Below are 19087 nucleotides of genomic sequence, written 5' to 3'. Positions count from 1 at the left end.
GAAATAATTTTGAAAACGTTATATGTGAATTACGCTGGTTCGGAAAAGCGCGTTGCAATTGAAGAGAAGAAAAAAATTGTTGAGTTTTTATGGAAACGTAATGAAGAGCAAGAGATTGTTGGGCATATTTATGTTGGACGTGTCGTAAGAACAATTGCTGGAATGAATGCAGCTTTTGTAAACATCGGTTTAGAAAAACATGCTTACCTTTCATACGATGATGTACCATCTTCTTATCGTATACATGAAGGGCAAGCGATACTCGTACAAGTTGTGAAAGAGGCAATTGATACGAAAGGGCCTAAATTGACAGCGAATATAGAATTTACCGGGAAATATGTCGTTTATATGCCGTTTGATGAGATGCGCGCTGTTTCTCGAAAAATAAAAAATAATAAAAGAAGACAACAGTTACTCCAAATTGAAATAGAGGGAACGGGGGGATACATTTTCCGCTCTGCTTCTGAAAAAGGAGCAATTGAAGAAATACAAGCTGAAATGCAAGGGTTACAACAGTTGTATGAAGAGTTAAAAAGAAAAGAGGGCCAAGGAAAGGCGCCGTTATTACTTCATCGACCGGCGACCTTTTTAGATCGTGTATTTCAAGAGAATCCAATTGAAACCATTGAAAAAGTAGTTGTAGATACAAGAAGTATAGTAAAAGAATTAGAAGACAAAGTTGGAAAAGAAAAAGTATCTTTTTATAATGAAAAGTCTTCGATGTTTAACCATTTTGGAATAGAGCGTGAAATTGAGAAAGCACTCCAAAAAATTGTGTGGCTTCCAAATGGTGCTTATTTAATTGTAGAACAAATGGAGACGATGACTGTAATTGATGTGAATACGGGCAAGTTTACGGGAAAACAAAATTTACAAGATACAGTACTTCGCACAAATGAGATGGCAGCTGAAGAAATTGCACGCCAATTAAGACTTCGTGATATTGGTGGTATGATATTAATTGATTTTATTAATATGAAAAAAAGAGAAGATAAAGAAAATGTAAGAGAATGTCTTATAGCTGCTATGCAAGATGACCGCACATATACAAGGGTGCTCGGCTTTACGGAGCTAGGGATTTTGGAAATGACACGTAAACGTAAAAAGCATTCTTTACGGGACGTATTATTAAAAGAGTGTGTACCTTGCAAAGCGACGGGTTATGTGATGTCGCATGAAACAATTGCGTATGAGTTAGAGAGAGAACTAATCACATATGGCAATATAGAAGATGAAGCGGTATTAATCGCTGCGCCTAAAGAACTGCAAAAACAGTTTTTGCAAAAAGAATTACAAAAAAATATTCCATTTGAAATTTATTTCAAAGATGATAATATCGAAAAGTATGCTATCGTTCGTTTTGGAAGTAAAAAAGAAATTGTAGAGCGGAAAAAATAGTTAGCAGAACATTTATTGACAACCGTCTATGATTCATGATAACATCTTTATGTTATAGTTTATAGCACCTAAACGGCTATATGCTACAACCGCACAAGACAGGTTCCCTAAAGGCATTTATGTCTACCTCGTTTTTGGCGAGTCTTAGTAATTAAGAGGAGGTGCAAGTATGTACGCAATTATCGAAACAGGTGGAAAACAAATTAAAGTTGAAGCTGGTCAAGCAATCTACATTGAAAAATTAGATGTTGAAGCTGGTGAAACTGTTACTTTTGACAAAGTTCTTTTCGTTGGTGGCGAAAACGTTAAAGTTGGTAGCCCAGTTGTAGAAGGTGCAACAGTTACTGCGAAAGTTGAAAAACAAGGTCGCGCTAAGAAAATTATCGTTTTCAAATACAAAGCGAAAAAGAACAATCGTAAGAAACAAGGTCATCGTCAACCTTACACTAAGCTAGTTGTTGAAGCTATCAACGCTTAATTCTGGTTAACATGATTAAAATTACGATAAGTCGCACGAAATTAGGAAGTATCCAATCATTTAAAATGACTGGACATGCCGATTATGCGCCACATGGACAAGACCTTGTCTGTGCTGGAACTACAGCGGTTGTGTTTGGTTCTATAAATGCAGTGGAAGAACTTTGTAATGTGCAAGCAACTATTGAACTCGGAAGTGATGGCGGATTCTTAACGTATGAATTGCCTAATGATTTAGACGTTCATACAGCAGAAAAAGCACAAACGCTTTTAGAAGGATTAGTTGTTTCGCTTAAGACGATCGAACTTGATTACGGAAAGTATATCCGTTTAATAGAAAAAGTGCAGGAGGTGTAACGTATGTTAAGATTAGATCTTCAGTTTTTCGCATCTAAGAAAGGTGTAGGTAGTACAAAGAACGGTCGTGACTCTCAGTCAAAACGTCTTGGTGCTAAACGCGCAGATGGTCAAACGGTTACAGGTGGTTCAATTCTTTACCGTCAACGCGGTACAAAAATTTATCCAGGTGTTAACGTTGGTCGTGGTGGCGATGACACTTTATACGCGAAAGTTGACGGCGTAGTACGCTTTGAGCGTCTTGGTCGTGACCGCAAACAAGTGAGCGTATATCCTGTTGCTCAAGAAGCATAAGAACTCACGGAAAACTCTAACCTGAGTGCAGGTTAGAGTTTTTCTATATTAAGGGGTATCTAAATGAATGAAAAATGGACAATTATAGATGCATTGCGCCATTCAAGACATGATTGGCTCAATCGTATGCAGATGGTGAAAGGAAACCTTTCCCTTGGAAAAGTGGAAGAAATTCATAGTCTCATCGATCGTTTTGTCCAAGAAGCGAGACAAGAATCCAATCTGATGGGGCTATCAATGCCTTTATTTTCAGAGTGGATTTTAACATATAATTGGAAACAGCAGCCGTGCTTATTGGAGTACGAAGTATTAGGGAAATCACATAACTTATCTCACTTAGATGAGACTGTATGTACATGGACGAATCAATTTTTCTCGATGCTTCAGCATAGTTTAGACGTATATGTTGAAAATTATGTTTGTATCACAATTGAATGTGACGCGGATAATGCTCGTTTCTTTTTTGATTTTCGTGGTAAGCTAACGAGTGTAGAAGAACTACAGAATTGGCTTGCGACCCAAAACAATAAATGGTATTCCATTTCTTATACAGTGCGAGACGAAGAAGTCTCAGTTATATTACAACCAATTGAAAAAAGTGTGGTGAAATAATGTTTGTAGATCAGGTCAAGATATATGTAAAAGGCGGCGACGGTGGTAACGGTATGGTTGCGTATCGTCGTGAGAAGTATGTACCAAAAGGTGGCCCAGCAGGTGGCGACGGCGGTAAAGGTGCAGATGTTGTTTTCGTAGTTGAGGAAGGCTTACGTACATTAATGGACTTCCGCTACCAACGTCATTTCAAAGCTGATCGCGGTCAGCACGGAATGAGTAAAGGTCAGCACGGACGTAAATCTGAAGATTTACTTGTAAAGGTTCCACCAGGAACAGTAGTAAAAGATGAAAAAACTGGTCAAATTCTTGCCGATTTAGTAACGCATGGACAAACTGCTGTAATTGCAAAAGGTGGCCGCGGTGGCCGTGGTAACTCACGTTTTGCAACAGCTACGAACCCAGCGCCAGAAATCGCTGAGAACGGGGAACCAGGTCAAGAGCGTGATGTTATTCTAGAACTTAAAGTACTAGCAGACGTTGGACTTGTTGGATTCCCAAGTGTAGGTAAATCTACATTATTATCTGTTGTATCATCAGCGCGTCCGAAAATTGCAGAGTATCACTTCACAACAATCGTTCCAAATCTTGGTGTTGTTGAAACTGGTGATAACCGCAGCTTCGTTATGGCTGACCTTCCAGGACTAATTGAAGGCGCACATGCTGGCGTCGGACTTGGACACCAATTCTTACGTCATATTGAGCGTACACGTGTAATCGTGCATGTTATTGATATGTCTGGTTTAGAAGGCCGTGATCCATATGAAGATTACGTAACGATTAATAATGAATTAAAAGAATACAATCTTCGCTTAACTGAGCGTCCACAAGTTGTTGTTGCAAACAAAATGGATATGCCAGATGCAGAAGAAAACTTACAAGCATTTAAAGAGAAAGTGGGAGACGAAGTAAAAATCTTCCCAATCTCAGCTGTAACAAGACAAGGGGTTCGTGACTTACTGTTTGAAGTAGCGAACTTAATAGAAACAACACCAGAATTCCCAATACATGAAGTTGCGGATGAGTCTGATACAAGTGTAATGTACAAATTTGATACTGAAGGTGTTAAATTTGAAATTACACGTGAAAGTGATGGCACGTTTGTTATCTCTGGTTACGATATCGAGAAAACATTCAAGATGACAGACTTCTCACGTGATGAATCTGTACGTCGTTTCGCTCGTCAAATGCGCGGAATGGGTATTGATGAAGCGCTTCGTGCACGTGGTGCAAAAGACGGAGATATTGTAAAAATTCTTGAATATGAATTTGAATTTATCGATTAAGACTGCCGAAATACGGCAGTCTTTTTTTATATCGTAAAAATCGGATTTATATAGGAAAAAATCCCCACTAATTAAATTTTCAATTTATAATAAAAAGGGGAGTGGTTTTAGAAGAATTTTTTTATGGGGAGAAAACGAACATGTATAAAATATTAATTGTAGAAGATGATGAGAAAATCGCGGGAATATTAGAAGAGCATTTAGAAAGGTATGGCTATCAATCATTTAGAGCAAGTGATTTACGTCAAATAAAAGATGAGTTTGTAAAAGCGAATCCTCATCTCGTGTTACTTGATATTAATTTACCGTACTTTGACGGTTTTTATTGGTGTCGTCAAATTCGTACTGTATCGAATGCACCAATTATTTTTGTTTCTGCAAGAACAGGAGAAATGGATCAAGTAATGGCGATTGAAAATGGCGGCGATGATTATATTACGAAGCCATTCCATTTAGATATCGTAATGGCAAAGGTGAAGAGTGCACTTCGCCGTGGTTACGGAGAGTATGCTTCTGCCGCTGAGAGTGATTGTTTAGGTGTAAATGGACTGTTGTTATTCCCGTCTCAGCATATTGTTGAGTGGCAAGGACAACAAACTGAACTGACAAAAAATGAGTTTTACTTATTAGAGTGTTTAATGAAACAGGTGAATCAATATGTAACGCGCGAAGAACTGTTAGAAGCTCTATGGGATGAAGTAGCATTTGTGGATGATAATACATTAACCGTAAATGTAAAACGTGTAAGGAAGAAACTAGAGGAGTTAGGCATTAAAAATGCAATTGTAACGAAACGTGGATATGGTTATGCGCTTTTTACGGAGTGGGGCGAAGGGCATGAAGGTTAAAAATTACCTTATGGACCGCTTTTCTTTAATTCTTTCTTATATTGTTAGCCTTTGTTTATTTGGGCTCGTTTTACAGCTGCAAAGTCTTTTAGAAAAGAAATCCATTGATTGGAGTACGTGGTTATATGGACTTTTATTAGGAACAGTTGTGTTTACTGTATACCTCATTTACGATTACCGAAAACGGAGTGTGTTTTTAAAGAGGATCGAAAAGTATGTTACTGATGGAAATACATTACATGACTCTTTACTTATTGATGAATCTTATACATCAGAGCAAGAAATGGTCGTTGAATCTTTTACGTTATTAAGACAGCAATATATGAATGAAGTTCATAAACAGCATGCGAAAGAGCAACAGCAAATGATATTTATGAACCAATGGATTCACCAAATGAAAACACCAGTATCTGTTATTGAATTATTGCTGCAAAAGTTTGGCAAAGAGCATCGTGAGGCAAGAGCAACAGTTGAAAGTATTCGTGAAGAAAATAACCGTATACTAAATGGTTTAGATTTAGCGTTACATATGGCAAGACTAGAGCAGTTTGCGAAAGATTATAAGATAGAAGTAGTAAATGTTATAGATGTCGTGCGAGGTATTATTAATGAAAATCGGAAATCCTTTATTCAATCGTCTGTATTTCCGAAAGTGATGTTTGAAGAAGATACTTGTATGGTTGCATCTGATAGAAAATGGCTGAGTATTGCTATAGGTCAAATTGTTGTAAACGCAATCAAGTATACAAAAATTTCAGCGGCAGAGAAAAAAGAAATTCAATTTCAAATTGAAGAGAAAGATCAAAAGGTGTTATTACATATTAAGGACAATGGAATTGGTATTCCAGAGCAAGACGTAAAGCGCATATTTGATCCATTTTTTACGGGAATAAATGGACGTAAAACGAGAGAAGCGACTGGGATGGGCTTATATATTACGAAGGAAATTTGCGATAATTTACATCATGGAATGTATGTCCAATCGGCTGAAGGAGAAGGGACAACATTCACGTTCCAATTTGCAAAAGATGAAGAATATCATACATTGATGAGAAAAATGACAAAACTGTAAGATAACAAAACGTTTTGTAAGGGAAATCACTCGTTTCTTTTTCTTATTTTTCTTATAGTAAATGTAAGAAGAAAACACGTAGGGGGATTAGAAATGAGTGTTCTTGAAGTAAAAGGATTAACGAAGGTGTACCAATCAAAAGGTTCAGTAGCGACGACTGCTTTAAACGATATAAATTTTAAAATAGAAGAAGGCGAATTTGTAGGGATTATGGGTCCTTCAGGAAGTGGGAAAACGACGCTTTTAAATTTATTAGCAACAATTGATAAGCAAACTTCAGGTCATGTGCTTGTAAATGGTGAAGAAATTAATCAAATGCGTGCTGCAAAATTAGCGGAGTTTCGCCGTACACATTTAGGGTTCATCTTCCAAGATTTTAATTTACTTGATACGTTATCCATTAAAGAAAACATTATTTTACCACTTGTAATGGCGAAGAAATCTGTAAATGAAATTGATGCGAAAGTACTGGAAATTGCGAAGTTTTTAAACATCGAAGAAATTTTAAATAAAAAAGTATACGAAGTATCTGGGGGACAACAACAACGTGCAGCAGCAGCGAGAGCAATCATTCATGAACCGACGTTAATTTTAGCAGATGAGCCAACTGGAAACTTAGACTCGAAGTCAGCAAAATCGCTAATGGGCGCTCTGCAAGATTTACACGAGCAAAAGAAAGTAACGATTGCAATGGTTACGCACGATCCAGTAGCGGCTAGTTATTGTGAACGTATCCTTTTCATACGCGATGGAGAAATTTTCTCGGAAATACATAAAGGAAGAACGAAACAAGCCTTTTTCCAAGAAATTCTGGACGTACTTGCGATGCTAGGAGGAGAATATCATGAACTTTCGCCAGCTCGCGCTTAATAACGTAAAAGGAAATTGGCGTAACTATAAAGCGTTTCTTATAAGTAGTTGTTTATCAATTGTCGTATTTTTCATGTATGCTTCTTTTATTTATCATCCAGATGTCGTAAGCGGTAATATTAGTATGAGAAAGATGATCACAAAAGGATTAGAATCGATGAATTATATTGTGGTCATCTTTTCGGCACTCTTTATTTTATATGCAAATTCAACGTTTTTACGAGCAAGAAAAAAAGAGTTTGGTCTACTAACATTAATAGGCGGAACGAAATCGCAGCTCGGCCGAATGATTATATTAGAGCAACTGATGTTAGGTAGTATTGCAATTGTAGTTGGTATTGGGGTTGGGATGCTTTGTTCAAAATTATTTTTCCAAGCGTTAAGCGTATTATTAAAAATAGATAAGACACTTCCACTTGTTTGGAATAGTAAAGCAGTTCTTATTACAGCTGGTGTATACTTTATTCTATTTTTAATCCTATCATTGTTTAGTGTTTGGACAGTAGGACGCTTGCAAATTATTGATTTATTAAGAGAGGCAAGAAAGCAAAAAGTAGAGCCGTTTGCATTTACATGGTTATGTGTAGTTGGTATAGGATGTATTATTGTTGCATATGTACTTAGCTTCCAAGTAACGTTTCTGAATTTCCTCATCCTCTTTTTACCGGTGGTAGGACTGACAATTGGCGGAACGTATTTACTATTTACACAAGGTAGTACAGTTGTATTAAAAGCATTACAAAAAAGAAAGCAATCTTTTTATACGTACCCAAATATGTTCGTCCTTAGCAACCTTATTTATAAAATGAAAGATAATGCTCGTTTTCTATTTGTAATTTCTATCATTACGGCGGTAGTATCTTCAGCGGTGGGTACACTGTACGTATATTTTGAAAATATGAGTGCGAAAACGGTAGAACTTACACCACATGCTATTTCATATGAGGAAAAGGGGTTAAATACGCATAACCTTATTAATGAAGAAAAGGTACAGGAGCTTGTGAAGAGACACGGGTTTGAAGATGCGCGAAAAGTAACATACGTTAAACTACCGGCAACACAGAAAATAACGTTGTTTAATAGTGAACATGAAGTACCGATGACGATTATTTCAGAAAAAGAATATAATGCAGAAGTGCGCAAACAAAAGAGAGAGCAACCTACAGAAGTTCATAATGCACCAGGTAGTGCAACGATGGTTATGGTTGATATGTCAAATGAACTGATGAAGATAGATCGTACGAAATCGTATGAATTTACAATTAATGGACAAAAGCAGTCTGTTCAATTAAATAATCCAACGCAGTATTCTGTTTTTAATGATAGTGAATATCTCATTGTAAATGATCAAGATTTTGAGAAATATGCAACACTCGTACCAGATGAAGAAAAGACAAAATATTACGGTTATTATATTGAGGATTGGAAAAGTACAGAAAACCTTGTATTAGATTTGAAAAATGAAATTGCACCAGAAAAGCAAGGAGAATTGAGAAATTCAGTGTTTGCGTATAAGGATATAAGAGAAGGTGGAGCAATTACAATGTTCATCGGTTTCTTCGTAGCGGTACTGTTCTTCTTCTTCGCTTGTAGTATGACATATTTTAAATGGTTTAACGATAAAGAACAAGATCGCATTCAATTTAAATCGTTAAAGAGAATCGGTATGACAGATAAAGAAATTCGCAAAATTGCGATTCGACAAATGGGAGTTATCTTCTTTATACCAATTTTAATCGGTTCAATTCATAGTGGATTTGCTCTTCATACGTTAGGGAAAATGCTTTATATTAATTTGTGGAAATCAGGTGCGCTTGTAATTGGAGCATACATTTTAGCTTCTGCCATTTACTTTATGATCGCGCAAAGAGGATATTTAAAACACGTAAAAAGCTAGGGGAACCTCTAGCTTTTTGCCTATGTAGTAAGTTACAGGAGGAAGATAGATGAACATTCGGCAACTAGCGCTGCAAAATATAAAAGGAAATTGGCGTAATTATAAAGTGTTTTTCTTAAGTAGTTGTTTTGCAATATTTGCTTCTTTTGCATATATGTCTGTCATTGTACATCCGTATATGCAAGAGACGATGTGGTATCAAAACGTACGCTGGGGACTTATCATATGTAATGTTATAATTATTTCTTTTTTCGTCATATTTATTTTGTACTCTACTTCTATTTTCATAGAAGCACGTAAGAAAGAATTAGGGTTATATATGTTAATGGGAGCAACGAAGTCTAACGTAATAGGAGTAATTATGACCGAGCAAATATTAATTGGAATTTTTGCTAATATTTTCGGTATAGGGCTGGGCTTGATCTTTTTAAAGCTCTTCTTCATGGTGTTTAGTATGTTACTGGGGCTTCCGAAAGAACTCCCTGTTATATTTGACGTAAGTGCGATTGGTGTAACATTTATTACATATATGGTCGTTTTTATTCTGTTATCTTTTATAAGTGCTTTACGTATATGGAATATAAAAATCATTCGGTTATTGAAAGAATTTCGAACAGATAAAAAAGAGAAGAAAACATCAAAGTGGCTCTGTTTATTCGGTTTTGCTTGTTTAGTGGGCGGGTATGCATTGGCGCTACAAGTGACGATGGCTACGATAGCGATATACTTTTTCCCTGTGTCTATACTTGTCTTTTTGGGAACGTATTTTTCTTTTACACATGGAGCTACCCAAGTGTTAGAAATGATAAAGCGAAATAAAAAGATTATGTATACATATCCATATTTATTTATAGTGAATCAATTGTCACATCGAATGAAGGAAAATGGTCGCTTTTTCTTTCTGATGTCTATGGCAACGACGTTTGTAGTTACGGCAACAGGTACGGTGTTCTTGTATTTTTCTAGCATGCAAGATATGTGGCGAACTGGAGGGGTACACTCGTTTTCGTACATAGAAAAAGGTATTTCTACTTATGAAGTCTTTGAAGAAGGTGCGGTTGAAAAATTACTGAATCAATATGGGTATGATGATTTTCAATATATGAGTTTTGTTGGAGTGTATGCATCCTTTCAGTCTAATAAAGGAGAAACAACAATAGCACCGCTTATAAAAGAAAGTGAATATAACCAAGAAGCAAGGAAACAAAAACAGAAAACGTATCGTCCTAAAAAAGGTACAGTGACACTCGTTTATTATAATAAATACAATAATTCGAATGTATATAATCAAAAAGAGATTCAATTGCAAGTAATGAATCAACCATATCAATTCGTATTTAACGGTCAGAAAGAAGGGGTTCAATTTAACCATCACCCTTCGTACATTAATGGTCTGTTCTTCGTTATGAATGATGAAGATTTTGATAGTATAGCAAATCAGGTTCCTGATTCTGAAAAAATGATATATAGAGGCTACACATTACCAAATATCGAAAAGACGAAGAAATTAAATGAAGATTTACGGAAACATATGAAACAAGATAATAATAATGCATTTCGAAGCAATATGGAGTTGTATGTAAATATGAAAGAAGGCGGCGATATTACTCTATTTGTAGGCTCATTTATTAGTATATTATTCTTTCTTACTTCATGTAGTATCGTTTATTTTAAATGGTTCCATAATATTGCATCGGACCGAAAGCAGTATGGTGCACTCTCTAAACTTGGAATGACGAAGGAAGAAGTATGGAAAATTTCTCGTTGGCAATTATGTATGCTATTTTTTGCGCCAATTATAGTAGGGAGTATGCATAGTGCAGTTGCGTTATATACGTTTCATAATACGCTTTTTATGGATGGATCATTAAGAAAAGTAGGTTTGTTCATTCTGTTTTATATCGCAGCATGTATCATTTATTTCTTCTTCGCTCAAAGAGAATATAAGAAACATTTAGACTAGCGAACGCTAGTCTTTTTTTTAATATTCGAAATTTACATAGAAGAATATAAAAAAGTATGGTATAACAGTAAGAAAACGAAAAAGAGGGGAAAAGACGATGATTCGAGTAGGATATTTAGGACCAGAAGCAACATTTACAAATATGGCGGTGAGTCGTTTTTTTCCGGAAGCAGAGCATGTACCATATCGAACGATTCCAGATTGTATAGATGCAGCTGCAAATGAAAATGTAGACTTCGCAGTTGTACCGTTAGAAAATGCAATAGAAGGTTCAGTGAATATAACGGTTGATTACCTTGTACATGAGCAGCCGCTTTCCATTGTAGGAGAAATTACAGTACCAATTCAGCAGCATTTACTTGTACATCCGCAGTATGCAGAAGTGTGGGATGAAGTATATGCAGTGCATTCTCATCCGCATGCCATTGCACAGTGCCATAAATTTTTAAATGAAGAATTAAAAGGAGTAACTGTTCGAGATATGACATCTACAAGTGCTGCTGCGCAATATGTGAAAGAACATCCTGAAGAGAAAATTGCCGCTATTGCAAATGAAGCGGCTGCAGAAAAATACGGATTAACAATTGTGAGACGTAGTATTCATACGCATAAAAATAATCACACACGTTTCTTGGTACTCCATAAGAAAAAGAAAGCAGTACTCCCGAATAACGGAGAGAATCGCGGAGAGAAAACGACGCTTATGATAACGTTACCTGCAGATTATGCAGGTGCCCTATATCAAGTGTTATCAGCTTTCGCATGGAGAAAATTAAACTTATCAAAAATCGAATCGCGTCCGATGAAAACAGGTCTTGGAAATTACTTTTTCTTAATTGATGTTGATAAAGCATACGATGACGTATTATTGCCAGGCGTAACGATGGAACTTGAAGCACTCGGTTTTTCTGTTACTGTGCTGGGGAGTTATTCTTCTTATTGGTTGTAGAGGGGAGCTGTTGTTAAAGTTGTTTGAAATGAAAAGCTGTTTCTCGGTTTGAGGCAGAGTAAGCTATCAATTCTATTGAAGTAAGTGATTAATTAAGCTAGCAAAATAAAGAAGCCGTCCTAAAAGATATTTAGGACGGCTTCTGTTAGGAATAGATAACTCTTTTGTCGGGTTTTTAGTACGCATCATTACAACTATTATAATAATAGGATTCATCATTGTTCGAATTACTGCAGCAAATACAATTCGTTTGTTGTATTAATAGATTGAGTGTAGATGGAGCTACAGTATCTGAGAAAGTAATACTCTCAACATCTTCTACTAAAAATGTTTTAATATCTCCTGGTGTTAAGGTAAATGTAAGTGGAGAGCGATGGTTTAATCTTGCGATTGTTAATCTAATCGTTGTTGCAAATGCAGGACTGAAACTAAATTTAATAAGTGTCTTATTATGATTTTTAGTGAAGTTTTCAAATACAGTTCGAGGAATTCCAGTTGTTATATCAAGATCTTGAGGGGTATTTCCCGTACCGAAAATAGTATAGTTCTGTATAAAACAGTTATTTGAATCTGAATTTGAAGAATTACATGGGCGATCATTTTTCTTATAATATTTTTTTCCATTTTTTAAGAAGTAATCCGCCATAATTAATCACTCCCTTCACATATAAGAATTAAAGGTTGTCCATATATAATATGAAATATATTTTTATATGTTTGGACGTGAAGGAAGAGAAAATAAAAAGAGTCCATCTGGTATGATGGACTCAATACTGTTTTACCTGGTGTGATTCTTTATTTTAACTTCGCAAGACGATCTTCTAACTTACCACGCCAAATATCAGCTAGTTCTGGAACAGCAAGAATTTTTTCAATGCCATCTTTATCTTTTCTATTATGAAAATAAATTTCGTTAGAGAACAAAACAGAAACATTGCTCGGTTGACGTTCTAGTAATGTAATTTTAGAATCTTTACGTACAGTACCTTCTTGAAGAACGCGGCATAGGTAGCCTGTAAATCCAGTTGCTACAATGCGTGGCAGTATGCCAGGGATGCCGAGGCGTTTTGAAATAGTGCTACAAGGAACGCGAGCTTGTGTCACTTGAATGATTGCTCCACCTAGTTGATATGTATCTCCGATGCAAACATCACGCTCTAACATATTTGTTACGGTAATGTTTTCGCCAAATGTGGAAGCTGGTAGCGTAGTTTGAAATTCCTCTTCCCATAGTGCGTAATGCTCGTGTGGGTATACACAAACAGCTCGATCAGGACCGCCGTGATGTTTTAAATCCGCTACGTCATCACCACGAAATCCGTCTTTTGAGAGAAAGGCCTCTTCTGTAGGATCTTTACATATACCTGTTATCATTTCTTTATCTTCGCCATATTTCATTTGTTTCGGTTTACCAGTACTAAAGTGAACGAGTTCAATTCCCATATTTGATCTCCTTTACGATTGATTACAATATTATAGCATTAAAAAAGCACAGAGAATGATAAAAAACTCTGTGCTTTACATTAATAAACGAGAAATCCTGCTTTATCTAACGCCTCACAAGCAGCATCTAACTTCTCTTTAGAATCTGCTTCAATTGTATGTAAGTGAATACCGTCTGTTAGTTGCGATAGATAGGAAGCATTTGTGTTTTCGATTTTTTGTAAATATTGCTCTACATCAAAGCGATTGCTTACCATAATGGATGCTGTTAGGTCACCGTATACAGGATGCTCAACTTTTACGTCTTTAATCGTAACGCCGTGGTCAACAAGCATTGTAAGTTCTTGACGTACTTCTGCTGGTTTGTGCTGGCATACGATTACGCGTTCAAAAGCTTGTTGTTTCTCTTGTGGCTTTAAATATAAATAGCCTTGGGCAGTCGCAATAATTGGTTCGTTTCGTGCTTTAAGCAAGGAAATATCTTGCACGATAACTTGTCTACTTACGTTTGTCTTCTTCGATAGTTCATTCCCAGATAACGGCTCATTTGCAGCGAGAAGCCACTGAAGGATAAGCTGTCGTCTTTCTTCACCTAAAATCTTTTTTTGGTCATTTTGTTTCATTATGATTTAACACCTCTATAAAATTGATTTCCAATTGTGTGTAGTGCATGAATAGTAGTATCAATTTGATCTTTCGTTGTTTGTTGTCCGAAAGAGAAGCGGACATATTGTTTGGCCTCTTCATACGTTTTTCCAATTGCAAGCATAGTTTTCGAAGGTTCTTGTTTACCGACTTGGCAAGCACTTCCGGTGGAAATGGCGATACCATGGCGATTACATTCTAGCATAGTATATTGACCTTCTATTCCTTTTATTGTAACCCCAACAATATGTGGTAAACAAGAAGTAGAATGACCTTCTACTTCAATTTCTAGCGGAAGTGTTTGTATTTGCTCTAAAAAGTAGGATCGTAACTCTTTAAAACGTAAACTTTCTTCCCATTGGGTTTTTAATATATTTTCAGCAGCTGTTAAAAAAGATGCGATGCCGGGAACATTTACTGTGCCTGGGCGAAATCCTTTTTCGTGAGAAGTTCCTGGAAATACTTGTTCCCAGCGAGATTGCGGATTTATGTAGCAAGCGCCGACACCTTTTGGTCCGTATATTTTATGTGCTGAAACAGAAAGACTATCAATCCCCATCTCAAAAACATGGATAGGCAGTTTACCAAACGTTTGCACACAATCCGTATGAAATAAAACATTATATTTTTTTAAAAGTGCCCCGATTTCTGTAATGTTTTGAACGGTTCCGATTTCAGAGTTTCCATGCTGTATACTTGCTAGCACAGTATCTTCTGTAATAGCTGCCTCTAAATCTACTAAACAAATGAGTCCATTTTTATCAACAGGAATTTCAGTGATCGTATAGCCTTTTGATTTTAGAGATTGAAAATAACTTCGAATGGATGCATGTTCCATAGGTGTCGTAATAATATGCTTCTTAGTTCGGGGATTTAGAAGTGATTGGATCGCAAGATAGTTTGATTCCGATCCGCCACTTGTGAAAAATACTCCTTGTTCTTTTCCTCCAATCATTTCCGCAAATGTTTTTCGGCAAACTTGTAATAAAGAAGCAGCTGTTCCTCCAATATCATGTAAACTTTGTTCATTTCCGAAGTATTGCGACGCTGCTTTCATATATGTTTGTAACGCTTCCTCGCTCATAGGTGTAGTAGCTGCATAGTCAAGATATATCATCATGTAAGTTCCTCTCTCTAGTAAGAGTTACAGTTCTTTTACTTTTTTAATGGTAGTGAAAATAAGAATTATAAAAAAACTCTTGTCATTATTTTAAAACTATGTAAATATAGGTGTCAAGACAGTTGAAAAGTGTAAAGTAGGAGGCAACAATTATGCCAAGTGCAGATGTCTTAATTATTGGAAGTGGTGTTGCGGCACTTCGTGTTGCAAAAGAGATTTGTCACGAAAAGAATGTGATTATTATCACAAAGGAGACGAAACGTAATAATAATACACATTTAGCTCAAGGTGGAATTGCCGCAGCGGTAGCTACATATGACAATCCTAATGATCATTTTGAAGATACATTAGTAGCAGGTTGTCATTATAACAATGAAGAAGTGGTCCGTTATTTAGTCGAGGAGGGACCGAAAGAAATTAATAACCTTATTGAAAGAGGAATGAAATTTGATGGGGATGAAACAGGTCCTCATCTTGGAAAAGAAGGAGCGCATCGAAAACGTCGTATTTTACATGCAGGTGGCGATGCAACAGGAAAGAATTTATTAGAGCATCTTATTCAAGAAGTAGCTCCATACGTTACGGTAGTGGAACAGGAAATGGTGCTCGATTTTATTATAGAAAAAGATAAATGTGTTGGGGCTTTAACTCGCAACAATAAAGGAGAATTGAAACGTTACAATGCAGATTATACGGTGTTAGCTTCAGGCGGTATTGGCGGTTTATACGCCTTTACTTCTAATGATGAGACGATTACAGGCGATGGACTTGCAATGGTGTACCGTGCAGGCGGAGAGCTTGTAGATTTAGAGTTTATACAATTTCATCCGACGATGTTATACGCGGGTGGGCGTTGTTCCGGCCTCGTGTCCGAAGCTGTTCGCGGAGAAGGAGCTGTCCTTATAAATGGAAAAGGGCAGCGTTTTATGATGGATATACATTCCGAACAGGATTTAGCGCCTCGTGATGTAGTCGCAAGGGCTATTCATGAACAGCTACTTGCGGGTGAAAAAGTGTACTTAAACATCGAAATGATTCAAAACTTTGAACAACGCTTTCCGACCGTGTCATCGATATGTAAAACAAATGGAGTCGATATAAATAAAAAACTTATTCCAATCGTGCCCGGTACTCATTTTCACATGGGCGGCGTGAAAACGAACTGTGATGGAGAGACGTCTATTCCGAACTTATACGCAGTCGGTGAAGTAGCTTGTAACGGGGTTCATGGTGCAAATAGATTAGCGAGTAATTCATTATTAGAAGGTCTTGTGTTTGGAAAAAGAATCGGACGACACATTTTATCTAGAGAGACAAAAGAAAAGGTGAACATGCTAGCCGAAAAGGAAGCAAAGTTTATCGTTCTGAATCATTTACCGACGAAAGAAGAAATACAAAAATGCATGATGAAATATGTTGGGATTGTGCGAACAGAGCAAAGTTTATCTTATGCGAAGAGATGGCTTAGTAAGTATGGTGTTCGAAATATGATATTACAACATGATGTTCTTACGAATGAAGAGATAACGCTTATTAATATGTTAACGGTTTGTGAGCTTATAGTTGTATCAGCCTTGCAAAGAGAAGAAAGTATTGGCGGGCATTACCGGAGTGATTATCCAGATAGAAATATAGGAAAGAAAGAGATTGTTCGAGTAAAGAGAAAGCGACAACTTGTGTGATGAGGGGAAGAGAGGCTTTATGAACACGATAAAAGTTAAAGAAGCATTAAATCGATTTTTTTTAGAAGATATAGGGGAAAGAGATGTAACATCTCAGCTTATTTTTCCAGATAACTTGCTTTCGAAAGGAACGTTTCTTGCGAAGGATACAGGGGTCTTTGCAGGACGTTTAGTAATTGAATCAGGATTTAAATTAATTGATGAGAGAATTGAAGTAGAGCTTCATAAAAAAGATGGGGATCTTGTAGAAAAAGGCGAAATCATTGCAACAGTGCAAGGTCCAATTGCATCGTTATTAACAGCAGAGCGCGTTATATTAAATGTTATTCAGCGTATGAGCGGAATAGCGACGATGACGCGTACAGCGGTTCTTGCTTTAGATAGCAGTCATACTCGCATTTGTGATACACGAAAAACGATGCCAGGACTACGTATGTTTGATAAGTATGGAGTCGTGTGCGGCGGTGGATTTAATCATCGCTTCGGTTTATATGATGGTGTCATGATTAAAGACAATCATATTGCGTTTGCTGGTTCTATTACAAAAGCTGTTACATCAGTGAAAGAAAAGTTAGGACATATGGTGAAAGTAGAAGTAGAAACAGAAACTGAGGAACAGGTGAGAGAGGCTGTTGCTGCTGGTGCGGATATTATTATGTTCGATAATCGTACGCCAGATGAAATCCGGGAGTTTTCAAAAATTGTACCAAGCGCTATCGTTACAGAAGCTTCAGGGGGCATCACAATTGAAGATTTATCAAAATACGGAAAAACAGGGGTAGATTATATTTCACTTGGAGCGTTAACACATTCAGTGAAAGCACTTGATATTAGTTTCAATATTGAAGAGTAAGGAAAGTGGCTTAGAGGGGGAGAAACGTATATGAGTATTTTAGAACAAGTACAGCCAATTGAAACGATGTTACCAGAGCGTTATTACACGATGTCAACGGAAGATATGGAAAAGCGTGTTCGTGAAATTAAAGAGAAAATGGGGAAAATGTTATTCATTCCAGGGCATCATTATCAAAAAGATGAAGTGGTACAATTTTCAGATGCAGCAGGGGATTCACTTCAGCTTGCGCAAGTTGCAGCGAGCAATAAAGATGCAAAATATATTGTGTTTTGCGGGGTGCACTTTATGGCGGAAACAGCAGATATGTTAACTACAGATGATCAAGTTGTCATCTTACCAGATATGCGTGCAGGTTGTTCGATGGCGGATATGGCAGATATTGAACAAACAGAAAGAGCATGGAAAGAGCTCACGAAATTATTTGGAGATACGATGATTCCGTTAACATATGTGAACTCTACAGCTGCAATTAAAGCGTTTTGTGGTCGTAACGGAGGAGCAACAGTAACTTCTTCTAATGCAAAGCAAATGGTATCTTGGGCGTTTACTCAAAAAGAACGTCTCGTCTTTTTACCAGACCAACATTTAGGGAGAAATACAGCGCACAATCTAGGTATTCCGTTAGATAAAATGGCAGTATGGGACCCACACACAGATTCATTAGAGTACGATGGGGATATAGAAGAAATTCAAGTGATTTTATGGAAAGGACATTGTTCTGTTCATCAAAATTTTACAGTGAAGAATATTGAGAGTGTACGAAAAAATCATTCTAATATGAATATTATTGTACATCCAGAATGTTGCTATGAAGTTGTAGCTGCTTCAGATTATGCAGGCTCAACGAAATATATTATTGATATGATTGAATCAGCGCCATCTGGTAGCAAATGGGCGATTGGTACAGAAATGAATTTAGTAAATCGAATTATTAAGCAACATCCAGATAAAGAAATTGTTTCGCTTAATCCATTTATGTGTCCGTGCTTAACGATGAATCGAATTGATCTGCCTCACTTATTATGGACACTTGAAACGATAGAAAGAGGAGAAGAAATTAACGTTATTAGCGTAGACAAACAAGTAACGGCAGAAGCAGTTCTTGCATTAAATCGTATGTTAGAGCGTGTGTAAAGCAACGGTATTCCCGTTGCTTTTTTTCATACATATAATCATAACGAGAACGAAATGGGCATACATTGTTTTGAAGAAATCATTGTGGTTCTTTATGCTTATTCCACTTCGAATGATATTGAAAATCGAAGAAGTGATAAAAGTGAAAAGAAGTTAATGTTATTTAGAAAGAGTTACTTCAAGA

At 36.7% G+C, this 19087-nt stretch carries 19 protein-coding genes and 1 other annotated feature; of the genes, 15 read left to right on the top strand and 4 right to left on the bottom strand.

The features are described 5' to 3' along the window. The first annotated feature begins 9 nt into the window (after positions 1–9). The 12 genes from N2V80_RS22240 to pheA all read left to right on the top strand — a co-directional run bounded on the left by N2V80_RS22240 (position 10) and on the right by pheA (position 12023). Positions 10–1398, top strand: coding sequence for an Rne/Rng family ribonuclease (locus N2V80_RS22240; protein WP_000855489.1), 1389 nt, complete (start codon positions 10–12; stop codon positions 1396–1398). Positions 1399–1475: 77 nt separating this feature from the next. Next, positions 1476–1553, top strand: a sequence feature (ribosomal protein L21 leader region). A 14-nt stretch (positions 1554–1567) separates the two neighbouring features. Then, the gene (gene rplU / locus N2V80_RS22235) at positions 1568–1876 is read left to right on the top strand and encodes a 50S ribosomal protein L21 (RefSeq protein WP_000270907.1); all 309 of its coding nucleotides are present in this window, start codon (positions 1568–1570) and stop codon (positions 1874–1876) included. A gap of 11 nt (positions 1877–1887) precedes the next feature. Continuing rightward, the gene (locus tag N2V80_RS22230) at positions 1888–2232 is read left to right on the top strand and encodes a ribosomal-processing cysteine protease Prp (RefSeq protein WP_002001054.1); all 345 of its coding nucleotides are present in this window, start codon (positions 1888–1890) and stop codon (positions 2230–2232) included. Between the two features lie 3 nt (positions 2233–2235). Beyond that, complete coding sequence (rpmA, locus tag N2V80_RS22225) at positions 2236–2526, top strand: 50S ribosomal protein L27 (protein WP_000944958.1); 291 nt, start codon at positions 2236–2238, stop codon at positions 2524–2526. A gap of 63 nt (positions 2527–2589) precedes the next feature. Then, the gene (locus N2V80_RS22220; protein ID WP_001003588.1) at positions 2590–3138 is read left to right on the top strand and encodes a sporulation initiation phosphotransferase B; all 549 of its coding nucleotides are present in this window, start codon (positions 2590–2592) and stop codon (positions 3136–3138) included. Next, the gene (gene obgE, locus N2V80_RS22215) at positions 3138–4424 is read left to right on the top strand and encodes a GTPase ObgE (protein ID WP_000497128.1); all 1287 of its coding nucleotides are present in this window, start codon (positions 3138–3140) and stop codon (positions 4422–4424) included. The genes N2V80_RS22220 and obgE overlap by 1 nt, the downstream gene beginning before the upstream one ends. Before the next feature lie 140 nt (positions 4425–4564). Next, positions 4565–5272, top strand: a complete 708-nt coding sequence (locus N2V80_RS22210; protein WP_061654526.1) for a response regulator transcription factor — start codon at positions 4565–4567, stop codon at positions 5270–5272. Continuing rightward, the gene (locus N2V80_RS22205) at positions 5262–6344 is read left to right on the top strand and encodes a HAMP domain-containing histidine kinase (protein WP_061654503.1); all 1083 of its coding nucleotides are present in this window, start codon (positions 5262–5264) and stop codon (positions 6342–6344) included. Before N2V80_RS22210 ends, N2V80_RS22205 begins: the two co-directional genes overlap by 11 nt. A 93-nt stretch (positions 6345–6437) precedes the next feature. Further along, complete coding sequence (locus N2V80_RS22200; RefSeq protein WP_000114529.1) at positions 6438–7214, top strand: ABC transporter ATP-binding protein; 777 nt, start codon at positions 6438–6440, stop codon at positions 7212–7214. Beyond that, positions 7189–9111: an ABC transporter permease gene (locus N2V80_RS22195; RefSeq protein WP_001011423.1), complete on the top strand. Its 1923-nt coding sequence runs from the start codon at positions 7189–7191 to the stop codon at positions 9109–9111. The genes N2V80_RS22200 and N2V80_RS22195 overlap by 26 nt, the downstream gene beginning before the upstream one ends. 49 nt (positions 9112–9160) lie before the next feature. Next, a complete protein-coding gene (locus N2V80_RS22190; protein ID WP_001026334.1) occupies positions 9161–11074 on the top strand; it encodes an ABC transporter permease in 1914 nt (637 codons plus the stop codon). Between the two features lie 97 nt (positions 11075–11171). Beyond that, a complete protein-coding gene (gene pheA, locus N2V80_RS22185; protein ID WP_000621701.1) occupies positions 11172–12023 on the top strand; it encodes a prephenate dehydratase in 852 nt (283 codons plus the stop codon). Positions 12024–12198: 175 nt separating this feature from the next. Here pheA and N2V80_RS22180 read toward each other — a convergent pair whose 3' ends face one another. The 4 genes from N2V80_RS22180 to N2V80_RS22165 all read right to left on the bottom strand — a co-directional run bounded on the left by N2V80_RS22180 (position 12199) and on the right by N2V80_RS22165 (position 15231). Next, complete coding sequence (locus N2V80_RS22180; RefSeq protein ID WP_000796370.1) at positions 12199–12669, bottom strand: hypothetical protein; 471 nt, start codon at positions 12667–12669, stop codon at positions 12199–12201. 149 nt (positions 12670–12818) lie between these two features. Beyond that, positions 12819–13466 carry an MOSC domain-containing protein gene (locus tag N2V80_RS22175; RefSeq protein WP_061654502.1) on the bottom strand — a complete coding sequence of 216 codons (648 nt, stop codon included), beginning with the start codon at positions 13464–13466 and terminating at the stop codon, positions 12819–12821. Between the two features lie 80 nt (positions 13467–13546). Continuing rightward, complete coding sequence (locus N2V80_RS22170; protein ID WP_000812240.1) at positions 13547–14089, bottom strand: transcription repressor NadR; 543 nt, start codon at positions 14087–14089, stop codon at positions 13547–13549. Next, entirely contained in the window at positions 14089–15231 is a 1143-nt protein-coding gene (locus N2V80_RS22165; RefSeq protein ID WP_000973761.1) for an IscS subfamily cysteine desulfurase, read from the bottom strand. Before N2V80_RS22165 ends, N2V80_RS22170 begins: the two co-directional genes overlap by 1 nt. Before the next feature lie 152 nt (positions 15232–15383). Here N2V80_RS22165 and nadB point away from each other — a divergent pair, with 152 nt between their 5' ends. The 3 genes from nadB to nadA are packed head-to-tail and all read left to right on the top strand — an operon-like array spanning position 15384 to position 18903. Continuing rightward, positions 15384–16913, top strand: a complete 1530-nt coding sequence (gene nadB / locus N2V80_RS22160) for an L-aspartate oxidase (protein WP_001138539.1) — start codon at positions 15384–15386, stop codon at positions 16911–16913. A gap of 19 nt (positions 16914–16932) precedes the next feature. Beyond that, a complete protein-coding gene (nadC, locus tag N2V80_RS22155) occupies positions 16933–17766 on the top strand; it encodes a carboxylating nicotinate-nucleotide diphosphorylase (protein ID WP_061654501.1) in 834 nt (277 codons plus the stop codon). 30 nt (positions 17767–17796) lie between these two features. Beyond that, positions 17797–18903 carry a quinolinate synthase NadA gene (gene nadA / locus N2V80_RS22150; RefSeq protein ID WP_000025337.1) on the top strand — a complete coding sequence of 369 codons (1107 nt, stop codon included), beginning with the start codon at positions 17797–17799 and terminating at the stop codon, positions 18901–18903. Positions 18904–19087: the final 184 nt, after the last annotated feature.

This window comes from Bacillus sp. FSL W8-0640 (genome assembly GCF_038007725.1).
In the GTDB taxonomy this organism is placed as follows: Bacteria; Bacillota; Bacilli; order Bacillales; family Bacillaceae_G; genus Bacillus_A; species Bacillus_A cereus.
Note: the sequence above shows the minus strand (reverse complement) of the source record. Positions and strands in the feature narration are given on the sequence as shown.

Excerpts from the sequence above, each read along its gene's own strand:
- rplU (WP_000270907.1), top strand. The coding sequence starts at position 1,568 with ATGTACGCAATTATCGAAACAGGTGGAAAACAAATTAAAGTTGAAGCT.
- N2V80_RS22230 (WP_002001054.1), top strand. The coding sequence starts at position 1,888 with ATGATTAAAATTACGATAAGTCGCACGAAATTAGGAAGTATCCAATCA.
- rpmA (WP_000944958.1), top strand. The coding sequence starts at position 2,236 with ATGTTAAGATTAGATCTTCAGTTTTTCGCATCTAAGAAAGGTGTAGGT.
- N2V80_RS22220 (WP_001003588.1), top strand. The coding sequence starts at position 2,590 with ATGAATGAAAAATGGACAATTATAGATGCATTGCGCCATTCAAGACAT.
- obgE (WP_000497128.1), top strand. The coding sequence starts at position 3,138 with ATGTTTGTAGATCAGGTCAAGATATATGTAAAAGGCGGCGACGGTGGT.
- N2V80_RS22210 (WP_061654526.1), top strand. The coding sequence starts at position 4,565 with ATGTATAAAATATTAATTGTAGAAGATGATGAGAAAATCGCGGGAATA.
- N2V80_RS22205 (WP_061654503.1), top strand. The coding sequence starts at position 5,262 with ATGAAGGTTAAAAATTACCTTATGGACCGCTTTTCTTTAATTCTTTCT.
- N2V80_RS22200 (WP_000114529.1), top strand. The coding sequence starts at position 6,438 with ATGAGTGTTCTTGAAGTAAAAGGATTAACGAAGGTGTACCAATCAAAA.
- N2V80_RS22195 (WP_001011423.1), top strand. The coding sequence starts at position 7,189 with ATGAACTTTCGCCAGCTCGCGCTTAATAACGTAAAAGGAAATTGGCGT.
- N2V80_RS22190 (WP_001026334.1), top strand. The coding sequence starts at position 9,161 with ATGAACATTCGGCAACTAGCGCTGCAAAATATAAAAGGAAATTGGCGT.
- pheA (WP_000621701.1), top strand. The coding sequence starts at position 11,172 with ATGATTCGAGTAGGATATTTAGGACCAGAAGCAACATTTACAAATATG.
- N2V80_RS22180 (WP_000796370.1), bottom strand. The coding sequence starts at position 12,669 with ATGGCGGATTACTTCTTAAAAAATGGAAAAAAATATTATAAGAAAAAT.
- N2V80_RS22175 (WP_061654502.1), bottom strand. The coding sequence starts at position 13,466 with ATGGGAATTGAACTCGTTCACTTTAGTACTGGTAAACCGAAACAAATG.
- N2V80_RS22170 (WP_000812240.1), bottom strand. The coding sequence starts at position 14,089 with ATGAAACAAAATGACCAAAAAAAGATTTTAGGTGAAGAAAGACGACAG.
- N2V80_RS22165 (WP_000973761.1), bottom strand. The coding sequence starts at position 15,231 with ATGATGATATATCTTGACTATGCAGCTACTACACCTATGAGCGAGGAA.
- nadB (WP_001138539.1), top strand. The coding sequence starts at position 15,384 with ATGCCAAGTGCAGATGTCTTAATTATTGGAAGTGGTGTTGCGGCACTT.
- nadC (WP_061654501.1), top strand. The coding sequence starts at position 16,933 with ATGAACACGATAAAAGTTAAAGAAGCATTAAATCGATTTTTTTTAGAA.
- nadA (WP_000025337.1), top strand. The coding sequence starts at position 17,797 with ATGAGTATTTTAGAACAAGTACAGCCAATTGAAACGATGTTACCAGAG.